This is a genomic window from Ruminococcus sp. RTP21204st1_B2_RTP21204_210225, assembly GCF_040914135.1.
GTDB classification, from domain to species: Bacteria; Bacillota; Clostridia; order Oscillospirales; family Ruminococcaceae; genus Hominimerdicola; species Hominimerdicola aceti.
This window is the reverse complement of record NZ_JBCPGA010000059.1, coordinates 1-10,584: the sequence shown is the minus strand read 5'-3', so window position 1 is coordinate 10,584 and position 10,584 is coordinate 1. Positions and strand designations below refer to the sequence as shown.

Below are 10,584 nucleotides of genomic sequence, written 5' to 3'. Positions count from 1 at the left end.
CGTCCCCTCAAATGGTTTTCGCCTATCGAATTTCTTAATAATAGTGTCCAATATGATTGACAAACCTACATTTTTTATATATGCAAAAAAAGTTTACCTGTCGTGCGGTCAGCAAACGTTTACTTGATTTTTGTGTCTAAATGTGCCGCAGTAACAGTGTGTTTTTTGTGAAAAGTGAGAAAAATTTATTATTTGCAAAAAAGCTATTGTAAAATCGGGATTTATAAAGTATAATATATGTATATTGGTATGTTTCGTACTGACCTGAGGTCAGACAACAATTAGTATTGGAGGATATGATAATAATGGGTAATGCTGACAATGTATTGTTCGACAATGACTCAAGAGTTGCACCGCTTGGTCTTATTGCTATGGCAGGCGCTTCCGAGCTTGGCAAGAAGGTAGATGGTTATCTTACAAAATGGGCTAATGAAAACGAATTTGTTAAGGATACTTTCCTTGTTGAGGCTGTTTGTCCTAGATTTTCTTCCGGCGACGGCAAGGGCCTTATCAAGTCATCTATCAGAGGCGACGATCTTTTCATTCTCTGCGACGTAGGAAACTATAGCTGCACATACAACTATTTCGGCAGGGAAAACAGTATGTCGCCTGACGATCATTATCAGGATCTTAAAAGAATAATCCAGGCTGCAGGCGGTAAGGCTCACAGAATAAACATCATCATGCCTTCCCTTTACGGCGGCAGACAGCACAGAAGAAACTACAGAGAATCTCTTGACTGTGCAGTTGCTCTTCAGGAGCTTCAGTCTATGGGCGTTTCAAATATCCTTACTTTTGACGCTCACGACCCAAGAGTACAGAATGCTGTTCCACTCATGGGTCTTGACAACATAATCCCTTCCTATCAGGTTCTCAAGGCAATGTTTAAAAACCTTTCAGATTTCAGACCTGACAAGGATCACTTCATGATAATCTCCCCTGACGAGGGTGCTATCAACAGAAATATGTACTATGCGTCTGTTCTGGGCGTAAACCTTGGTATGTTCTACAAGAGAAGAGATTACTCAACTATCATCGACGGAAGAAACCCTATCGTTGCTCACGAATACATGGGTAATGACGTTGCCGGCAAGGACGTTTTCATTGCCGACGATATCATCTCATCAGGCGAGTCGATGCTGGATATCGCTGTAGAGCTTAAAAAGCGTAAAGCTAACAAGATCTACTGCTATGCTACTTATCCAATTTTCACAAATGGTCTTGAATCATTCAACAAGGCTTATGCTGACGGCATCATCGACGGTGTATTCGGCACAAACCTCACATACAGAACTCCTGAGCTACTTTCAAGCCCATGGTTCTATGAGGTAGACTGCTCTAAGTACATTGCTTACTTCATTGCATCACTCAATCATGACAAGTCTATCTCACAGGTCATCGACCCACACACAAAGATCGAAGCTCTGCTGAAAAAATACGGCATAAAGTAAATTCAATACACAACGATAAAGTTCGGGGCGGACGGCTGTCCCGAACTTTTTTTATATGAGGAGAAGATAAAATGATATTTGCAGGGATAGTTGCAGGTGGCTGTGGCTCTAGGGTAAAAAGTGCGGTTATACCAAAGCAGTTTATAGAGATAGGCGGAGTGCCTGTTATAGTCAGAACTGTGAGGGCTTTTCTTACAGTGGAAGAGATAGATATGGTTTATGTGGGCATAAAACCTGACTGGCACGAATACACTAACGAGCTTTTTGAACGCTTCGGGATAGACAAAGAGCGTGTAAGAGTTATAGACGGCGGAGCTGACAGAAACGGCACTGTAATGAACATAGCTGAAGCAATAGTCGCTGAACATGGTAAGAATGATGGGGACATAATACTCACCCATGACGCTGTAAGACCATTTGTGACGGAGAAGATAATAAAGGACAATATCGAGGCGATGAGGGAACATTCAGCCTGCGGAACTTATATGCCTGCGGTTGATACCATAATAAAATCAGACGGCGAAAAGGTCAAGGAAACGCTTAACAGAAGCGAGCTTTATCAGGCGCAAACTCCGCAAACTTTCAGACTTGGGGATCTGAGGAGGAATTATTATTCGCTTAGCGAGGAGCAAAATAAAAAGCTGACGGATACTTGTTCTGTGTTTACAGCTTGTAATGAGGATATATACCTTGTCGTTGGGGACGCATTGAATTTCAAGATAACCACAGATAGCGATCTAAGAATGGCGAATGCACTTGCAAAGTTAAGTGAGAAATGAGAAATAAATCAAGGCGGTGTTGGAGAACAATCTCTGCACCGCTTTTTTTCTATACCCTACCATACTTTGTGCGGTTTTCAGCATAAATAAGATCATGCCCAAAACGAATATTCTCACAAAGCTTGTCAATAATAACAAACGAAAAGTTTCGCAAAGCTTATCTGTTGTTCAAAAAGTCAATAGCCATGCCTGCAGGCAGTACACCTTTTGTGCATACCTATAAAATATATTAGATATGACTAACTAAGATTGACATACGGCTTCACGCATGGTAAAATAAATGTGGTTAGTAGCTACTAACCTCGTGAGAATAGATCATGCAGACTTCTCTATGATGACAAGAGCGAAATGTCATCAGCCCGAATGGTGGTGCGTTCGGGTAGTCTGCATAATATTAAAAAGGAGCTTATATTATGAACTATCTTGAGATCGTAAAAGTAATCGGACGTGAAATTCTGGATTCCAGAGGAAACCCAACTGTTGAAGCTGAGGTATATCTTGCAGACGGAACAGTGGGCAGAGGCACTGCACCAAGCGGTGCGTCAACAGGCGAGTTTGAGGCCCTTGAGCTTCGTGACGGTGATAAGGGCAGATATGGCGGAAAGGGCGTAACAAAGGCAGTTGAGAACATCAACACTGCTATCAATGACGCTGTCTGCGGTCTTGACGCTTCTGACATCTATGCCGTTGATAAGGCTATGATAAAGGCTGACGGCACTAAGGATAAGTCAAAGCTCGGTGCTAACGCTATCCTCGCTGTTTCTATCGCTGCTGCAAGAGCTGCTTCTATCTCTCTTGATATCCCTCTCTACAGATTTCTCGGTGGCATTTCAGGAAACAGACTTCCTGTTCCTATGATGAACATTCTTAACGGTGGCGCTCATGCTGCAAACACTGTTGACGTTCAGGAATTTATGATAATGCCTGTTGGCGCTCCAAGCTTTAAGGAAGCACTCCGCTGGTGCGCTGAGGTTTTCCACGCTCTGGCTGCCCTGCTTAAATCAAAGGGACTTGCTACTTCTGTAGGCGACGAGGGTGGCTTCGCTCCTGACCTTGCAAGCGATGAAGAGGCTATCCAGTATATACTCGAAGCTGTGAAGAACGCAGGTTATGAGCCGGGTAAGGACTTCATGATAGCAATGGACGCTGCCTCAAGCGAGTGGAAAGGCTCAAAGAAGGGCGAGTACGTTCTTCCAAAGGCCGGCACAAAGTTTACTTCTGCCGAGCTTATCGAACACTGGAAGAAACTCGTTGAAAAATACCCTATCATCTCTATCGAGGACGCTCTCGACGAAGAGGACTGGGAGGGCTGGCAGCTTCTCACTAAGGAGCTTGGCGGCAAGGTGCAGCTCGTTGGCGACGATCTGTTCGTAACAAATACAGAAAGACTTGCAAAGGGCATCAGCCTTGGCTGTGGCAACTCTATCCTTATCAAGCTCAATCAGATAGGCTCAGTTTCTGAAACACTTGAAGCTATCAAAATGGCTCATAAGGCAGGCTACACTGCGATTTCTTCACACCGTTCAGGTGAAACAGCAGACACAACTATCGCTGACCTTGCAGTTGCTCTCAACACTTGCCAGATAAAGACAGGCGCACCAAGCAGAAGTGAGCGTGTCGCAAAATACAATCAGCTTCTCAGAATTGAGGAAGAACTTGGCGAAAGCGCTGTTTATCCACAAATGGGCGCATTTAACGTAACCAGATAGTTTTTTGTCGTATAAGGATCAAGCTATACGCTCGAAAAAAGCAGTCCACAGGGGCTGCTTTTTTTGTTGTATAATGCAGTGCAGGGGCGATCTGAGGTCGCCCGCTCATCACCACTTGCTTGTCCATTTTATCATCACATATAACAGACATAAAAAAATCACGCCCTAACAAAGTAAGGCGTGATCTTGACTAAGGATATTTCCCTAGTGGTGAGCTATCGGGGATTCGAACCCCGGACCCTTTGATTAAAAGTCAAATGCTCTGCCAACTGAGCTAATAACTCATATCGTCCTGCAACGACTTAATTATTATACCAATTTTCCACCCATTTGTCAAGAGGTTTTCGAGAATTTTTTCACTTTTTCCAAACTGCACATATTTATCCCCCATTTAGCATACTTTTATGCGTTTTCTAACAAAAAAACGCCCCTGAAAATCAAGGGCGTTTTATCTGCAAAACTTTAAGATTAGTTTATCTTGTTGCCGCAGTTAGGGCAGAACTGATTTCCAGCCGGAACTTTACCTCCGCAAGTAGGGCAGAACTTTTCACCCTGTGGTGCGGCCTGAGCCTGTGGCTGTGCATATGTCTGCTGTGGAGCGTTCTGCTGTGGAACAGAACCTGCATACTTCTTGAAAAGTGCATAGATGCCGCAGATAACAAGAAGAACAAATGCTATCCAGAACAGTACATACATGAATGTGTAGAAACCGCCATACAGCTTGCTCATACCTGAAAGATAGCTTCCTGCTGCATATGTAACTGCAAGACCCAGAACAACACCTGCACCAGTAGTTACCGGCTTGAGGTACTTGTCAGCAATTTTGAAAAAATCGTTCATTAGAGAATGCCTCCTAATTTAATAATATATATTTATTATACAATCGTTATGTCATAAAGTCAATAGATTCGAGTAAAATTTTTCACTTATTTACGTTTCTATTTGTTTGCTGTAATGACAGAAATAAGCATAAAATCGCTATTTTCTTTACCCTCTGTGTCAATAACTATCTCAACAGTGTGTTCTCCCTTTGCTCCGCTGTATATCTCCTCAAGACAGCAAAGGTCTCCCCAATCCTCGTCAAAGTTTGCGTCAAGAAGAACTTTGTTTTGCCTGTCACCGTCTATGACAGCATATGCAACAGGTGCAGGCTTGTTGATAGTCTTTCTGTATTGCAGCATTATAATACTTCCACTAACGTTGAATTTAATACAACTTCCCTGCTTGTGAGCTATCCAACCACCCTTGAATGGATCGCTCCACTGCTCTGCCGCATGAGTATCAGGCTCAAAGCCCTCCATAACGGGCGAACAGCTATAGTTCTGAAAACGCTGTGCGTCCTCATATCTGCTTGCTGTAAATGGCTCAGGAAGTGAAGGCTTCTTCTCTGCGCCGAGCTTCTTATAGTATGAATATTCTGTATCAAGCAGATTGCAGATAAGATCAGCTATCATCTTGTGACCTAGGTCTGTAGGGTGGAGCATATCCGCTGTGTAGTCTGCAAGGCAAACGTTTCCAAGCTGTATCTCAGGGAAAATGTAGTTTCTTACACTGACGATAGGCAGGTCATAGTGCAGACCGATAGCGTTATGTATACCCTGTGCATTTGTGCCTGTATCGTAAAAAAGATTGTTTATAAGCACAACTGCCTTGACGCTCTCAGCTTTCAGCAGACGTCTTACAAGGCTCTCGTATGTTTCCATAAATAGGGGCGAACTGCTGTCGTTTACCGAAAACTCAACGAAAACAAGGTCTGGCTGTTTGTCAAGGACGTGTTCCTGCACTCTTGCCACCCCAAACTGCGAGGTAGTTGCACCAATACCAGCATTGAAGTAGCTTATCTCAGCGTCAGGAAAATTCGTCTGCCACCATTTTGCACTGCGGTCAACATATCTTAACTCAGTCTTTGTAGCATTACAGCCCATTGTTATCGAGCCACCCAAATAAACAATGTTAAGCTTTTTTTCATTCTCTATCTTTTTGAATACCTGTGGAAGATAACCCATACTGCCGATATTCATGATAGATACGTTTTTGTCCGTCATATCCATTTCTCCTTTTATTTCTATAATGGTCTATTATAGTATTATAGCATTTTTCAAAACAAAAGTAAATCATAACGGGCAAAAATATTTTGCTTTAAGCTACAAAAAGCGGTAATGTTTTTTGTTAAAATCGTGCAATGTAGATGTTGACGAAAAGTAATGAAATGTTGTATAATAAAGAATAAATATAAAATATGAAGAAAGAAGTGTTCATAATGCACGATTTTAAGGCACTCTGCCGTCAGGCACACACATTAGTAATATTCAAGAGCTTACATGAAGTTCCTGTCTTTGAAAAGCTACTTGACACACTTGCTGTATGCGAATCTGACAGCGACATGGCTATAGAAAAATACTCAGATTTTGTGGCTGAGCTTTTTGCATATTCGGATAATCTTACAGAATATATGCTCAAACTGGTTCTTGAAAATGAAAACCTTTTTATGCTTAAAAAGGGAGAAGGCAAGGAGACAGGTGCGCTTTTGGAGGAATGTCTTGCAAACGAGCTTGCCGTTATCGAGGAACTTTCACAGATACCAAGTGACGAGATAATCTCAAAGATAGACTATGACGGCTTTCTGCCGAGATATGCTACACAAAAGCTTGACTTCTCGCAGATATATGCCGACAGGATACACGCTATTGGCCAGTACGGATATGGCATTTACTCACAGTATCATGTATTTGTCATAAAAGACGGCAAGATAGTTCCGGTTGAATATCCTGATGATATAAAGCTTTCCGACCTGCACAATTACGAACGTGAGCGTCAGGAGGTCATAAACAACACTCTTGCGCTTTTGAAAGGCAAGCCTGCCAACAACGTTCTGCTTTATGGTGACTGCGGAACAGGCAAGTCCTCAACTGTCAAGGCTATAGCAAACGAATATGCCTGCAAGGGTCTCAGACTTATCGAGCTTAAAAAGAAACAGCTCCATGAGATACCAGCCATTGTAGAAACGGTAAGCAAAAATCCATTGAAGTTCATTATCTTCATAGACGACCTTTCATTCACAGAGGACGATGATGATTTTGCGGCACTGAAAGCTATCCTCGAAGGAAGCGTTTCATCAACTGCGGACAATCTCTGCATTTATGCTACCTCAAACAGAAGACATCTTGTACACGAGACGTTCTCCTCACGAGAGGGTGACGAGATACACTTCAAAGACACTATGCAGGAGCTTCTTTCACTGTCAGACCGTTTTGGACTTACTGTCACATATCAGAAGCCTGACAAGAAGATCTACCTTGATGTAGTTGAGAAGCTTGCAAAGCAATACGAGCTTAAAACTCCTATTGATGAGGTGCTTCAAAAGGCTGAGGCTTATGCGCTTTCAAGAGCAGGACGTTCACCGAGAGTTGCAAAGCAGTTCGTGGAATACATGAAGGGCATGGAAGACTAATAAATATATTCTGACGATATTCAGGAGGAATTATCATGACAAAGCAGCCACAGTGGCTTGACAACGCAGTTTTCTACGAGATCTATCCACAATCGTTCAATGACACAAACTCAGACGGTATCGGTGATATCAAAGGTATTACAGAAAAGCTTGACTATATCTGCGAGCTGGGGTGTAACGCTATTTGGATAAACCCATGCTTCAAATCACCTTTTGGCGATGCAGGCTATGACGTTGAGGACTATTACACAGTCGCTCCACGTTATGGCACTAACGAGGACTTGGTTGAGCTTTTTAATGAAGCTCACAAGCGTGGTATGCACGTCCTCCTCGACCTTGTACCTGGTCATACTGCCGTTACTCACAAGTGGTTCAAGGAATCAATGAAAGCCGAGAGGAACGAGTTCACAGATCGCTATGTGTGGACAGACAGCATATGGGTAGAGCCTGACGGCATGGCTAGTATCCGTGGTATCTCCGACAGGGACGGCTCATGTGCCGTGAATTTCTTCTCACATCAGCCTGCACTTAACTACGGATATTATAAGCCTGATCCTGATAAAAAGTGGCAGCAGTCTATGAATGACGAGGGTCCGAGAGCTACACTTGAGGCTCTCAAGGATATAATGCGTTTCTGGCTTAGTGCCGGTGCAGACGGTTTCAGAGTGGATATGGCAGGCTCTCTTGTAAAGAATGACGAGAACGGCAAAGGCACTATCGCACTTTGGCAAAACGTAAGAGAATTTCTTGATAAGGAGTTCCCATATGCCGCTATGGTATCAGAGTGGGGAGAACCTGACAAGTCAATAATTGGTGGCTTCCATATGGACTTTCTGTTGCACTTTGGTCCGTCACATTATAATGACCTTTTCCGCTGTGAAGAGCCTTATTTCTCAAAGCGTGGCAAGGGTACGGCTAAAGAATTTGTTGAAGCATACAAAACCAATTATGCCAAGACAGACGGCAAGGGTCTTATCTGTATCCCGTCAGGCAACCACGATATGGACAGACTTGCAAGAACCCTTGATACAGACGAAATGCGTGTTGCATTTGCTTTCCTGCTCACAATGCCGGGCGCACCGTTTATCTACTATGGTGACGAAATAGGCATGAGATATGTGGAGAATCTGACATCAGTTGAGGGTGGCTATGGCAGAACTGGCTCACGTTCGCCTATGCAGTGGAACAAGGGGCTTAATGCAGGCTTCTCATCAGCTAAGGCTGAAATGCTCTATGTACCGCTGGACAGCAGTAAAGACAGACCTGACGCTGAAAGCCAATCCAAGGACAGCACATCACTTAGAAGCGAAGTCAAAGGGCTTATAAGCTTCAGGCAGAAAAATCCTGCACTGCAAAGCAGGGGCGAGATAGAGTTTTTGTCAAGCGGATATATAGTTTTCAAGTGTTTTCTGAATTTCGTTGTATTTATCAACGGCATTAGAAAGTTTATCATATTCCTCTGTTGTGGTAGCAATTTCTTTTTGCAAATCAGCCAACCACTTGTTACGATTATCGTCTTTTGAAATGTTTGCCCATTTCTCGGATAATTCATCATAAACCTTTTGCATGGTATCAATACGTTCTTGCATTGTACCTGCGAAAAGTAAATTACTATAAGCATTAGTGCTTATACCAACGTTATTATACTTTTTGAGAATTGGTTCAATGTCATTCTTGTAACTGTACCAATCACCATAACCACGAGAGCCGACCTTGTTGATGTCAGCATTAGAATTATAGCCACTAAATAGACCGTCTGATACATAGGCTTGCCCTTTGCCACCGTAATCAGTAGTAAAAAGACCCTTGTTAAAAGAGCTTCCCTCTTTTAATTTCTTTTGTGCTAAATCATAGGCTTCTTTAACACTCAGCTTTCTATCACTATCATCAGGATCAGTAATATCCGACTCTTGATAAAGTTCACTCTCAGCCTTTTCTTTTTTCCACTCTTTGATTTTCTTAATATTTTCAGACATTTTGCCATTAAGCAAGTCAAGGCTCTTAGCTTCATTACCGTACTTGTCAATTAAGTTGTCCTGAATAGTATTCAAATCGTCCTTAACAGTTGACAAGTCATCTGTTGTCGCAACCAAAGTTACATAACGATTTACTAATTCGTTTACTGACTTGTTTTCTTCATCTAATTTGTCAATAGAGTCAGAGAAACTACTTGTGAACTGAGCTAAACTTTCTTTTGCATTATCTGCACCATTGACAATATTATCAAAAAGTGTTATAATACCATCAAGCAAGAAAGACAATCCTAGTCCAAAAGCCATATTACCAATTGTTGATAATACTTTCATGCCAGCGGCAGCAAGCTTAGAAGAAGTTGCAACACCCTTTAAGGAAGCAGACAGTATTTCTTCTGATACCGCTGCACCATTAGCACTTCTAGCAACATTGAGAGTTGTTTCAGAACAACCCTTTAAAGCTATTGACTCGGCTTCGGCTACCGATTTACCCTGTGCTAAAAGGTTATTAAACTGACGAATATTCGCCACTTCATTAGCGGGAATTAGAGTTATTTTTTCGGAACTGCCCTTTTTCCAATCAGCAATAGTCTTTCCTAATATGCTGATATTTCTTTCCCCATTATCATCAATGATTGATTTAAAGACCTAACAATCATATTTTATAGTTTTGAAATAAAAGGAGGATAAACAATGGAAGAAAACAATATTACAATACAGCAAGAACAAGGGCATCTCCCACTTAAAATTGTCTTTGTTCTTATATTAACAGCACTTGGAATAATAATCTTTATTGTCAAAATAATTACAATTTGTTTAGATGATAACAAAGACTACAGCCAAGAAGCTTACACAGCAGCTAAATTCTATGTAAATAAACAGTTAAAAGCCCCTGCCACGGCAGATTATCCAATGTATGATAAAAACTTTATTACACATCATGATGATAGCTACACTGTATCATCTTATGTGGACGCTGAAAATAGTTTTGGTGTTAAGGGCAGATTATACTATACTGTCACTATGGAACGTGACGGCAAGGATTGGATTAACGTAAATGTTAATTTGAGTGAATAGATAATGAGTATGAGTGTACACAAGTGTACAAATGGGCAAAAGTAAACAATGTGTGTTCATGTATAACAAAAGGGGCTGTAAAAAAAGTCCCCAAGAAAAAAGGCTGCGATCTTGCCAAAAAGCAAGACAGCAGTCTTTTTTTGT

General features: G+C 41.9%; 8 protein-coding genes and 1 tRNA gene. 6 read left to right on the top strand and 3 right to left on the bottom strand.

Going from position 1 to position 10,584, the window contains the following annotated elements; all coding sequences use genetic code 11:
* The first annotated feature begins 305 nt into the window (after positions 1–305).
* The 3 genes from AB5123_RS13030 to eno all read left to right on the top strand — a co-directional run bounded on the left by AB5123_RS13030 (position 306) and on the right by eno (position 3,939).
* Positions 306–1,451, top strand: a complete 1,146-nt coding sequence (locus AB5123_RS13030; protein ID WP_256321565.1) for a ribose-phosphate pyrophosphokinase — start codon at positions 306–308, stop codon at positions 1,449–1,451.
* Between the two features lie 71 nt (positions 1,452–1,522).
* Entirely contained in the window at positions 1,523–2,230 is a 708-nt protein-coding gene (locus tag AB5123_RS13025; protein WP_368364921.1) for a 2-C-methyl-D-erythritol 4-phosphate cytidylyltransferase, read from the top strand.
* Positions 2,231–2,643: 413 nt separating this feature from the next.
* On the top strand, positions 2,644–3,939 hold the full coding sequence (gene eno, locus AB5123_RS13020) for a phosphopyruvate hydratase (protein ID WP_117927404.1): 1,296 nt from the start codon (positions 2,644–2,646) through the stop codon (positions 3,937–3,939).
* Positions 3,940–4,147: 208 nt separating this feature from the next.
* Here eno and AB5123_RS13015 read toward each other — a convergent pair.
* From AB5123_RS13015 to AB5123_RS13005, 3 genes are all read right to left on the bottom strand, one after another.
* A tRNA-Lys gene (locus AB5123_RS13015) sits at positions 4,148–4,223 on the bottom strand.
* Positions 4,224–4,407: 184 nt separating this feature from the next.
* Positions 4,408–4,779, bottom strand: a complete 372-nt coding sequence (locus AB5123_RS13010) for a zinc-ribbon domain-containing protein (protein ID WP_022286722.1) — start codon at positions 4,777–4,779, stop codon at positions 4,408–4,410.
* A gap of 98 nt (positions 4,780–4,877) precedes the next feature.
* Positions 4,878–5,984, bottom strand: coding sequence for an SGNH/GDSL hydrolase family protein (locus AB5123_RS13005; protein WP_181982501.1), 1,107 nt, complete (start codon positions 5,982–5,984; stop codon positions 4,878–4,880).
* A 215-nt stretch (positions 5,985–6,199) separates the two neighbouring features.
* On the opposite strand from AB5123_RS13005, the gene AB5123_RS13000 reads away from it, so the two are divergent.
* The 3 genes from AB5123_RS13000 to AB5123_RS12990 all read left to right on the top strand — a co-directional run bounded on the left by AB5123_RS13000 (position 6,200) and on the right by AB5123_RS12990 (position 10,440).
* Positions 6,200–7,390 (top strand): ATP-binding protein, encoded by a 1,191-nt coding sequence (locus AB5123_RS13000; protein WP_117856367.1) that lies wholly within the window; start codon positions 6,200–6,202, stop codon positions 7,388–7,390.
* Between the two features lie 35 nt (positions 7,391–7,425).
* Positions 7,426–8,913 carry an alpha-amylase family glycosyl hydrolase gene (locus tag AB5123_RS12995; protein ID WP_368364920.1) on the top strand — a complete coding sequence of 496 codons (1,488 nt, stop codon included), beginning with the start codon at positions 7,426–7,428 and terminating at the stop codon, positions 8,911–8,913.
* A 1,143-nt stretch (positions 8,914–10,056) separates the two neighbouring features.
* Positions 10,057–10,440: a hypothetical protein gene (locus AB5123_RS12990; RefSeq protein ID WP_368364919.1), complete on the top strand. Its 384-nt coding sequence runs from the start codon at positions 10,057–10,059 to the stop codon at positions 10,438–10,440.
* The last annotated feature ends 144 nt before the right edge of the window (positions 10,441–10,584 follow it).

Bases quoted from the DNA above. Each gene is read 5' to 3' on its own strand.
- AB5123_RS13030 (WP_256321565.1), top strand. From the start codon at position 306: ATGGGTAATGCTGACAATGTATTGTTCGACAATGACTCAAGAGTTGCA.
- AB5123_RS13025 (WP_368364921.1), top strand. From the start codon at position 1,523: ATGATATTTGCAGGGATAGTTGCAGGTGGCTGTGGCTCTAGGGTAAAA.
- eno (WP_117927404.1), top strand. From the start codon at position 2,644: ATGAACTATCTTGAGATCGTAAAAGTAATCGGACGTGAAATTCTGGAT.
- AB5123_RS13010 (WP_022286722.1), bottom strand. From the start codon at position 4,779: ATGAACGATTTTTTCAAAATTGCTGACAAGTACCTCAAGCCGGTAACT.
- AB5123_RS13005 (WP_181982501.1), bottom strand. From the start codon at position 5,984: ATGACGGACAAAAACGTATCTATCATGAATATCGGCAGTATGGGTTAT.
- AB5123_RS13000 (WP_117856367.1), top strand. From the start codon at position 6,200: ATGCACGATTTTAAGGCACTCTGCCGTCAGGCACACACATTAGTAATA.
- AB5123_RS12995 (WP_368364920.1), top strand. From the start codon at position 7,426: ATGACAAAGCAGCCACAGTGGCTTGACAACGCAGTTTTCTACGAGATC.
- AB5123_RS12990 (WP_368364919.1), top strand. From the start codon at position 10,057: ATGGAAGAAAACAATATTACAATACAGCAAGAACAAGGGCATCTCCCA.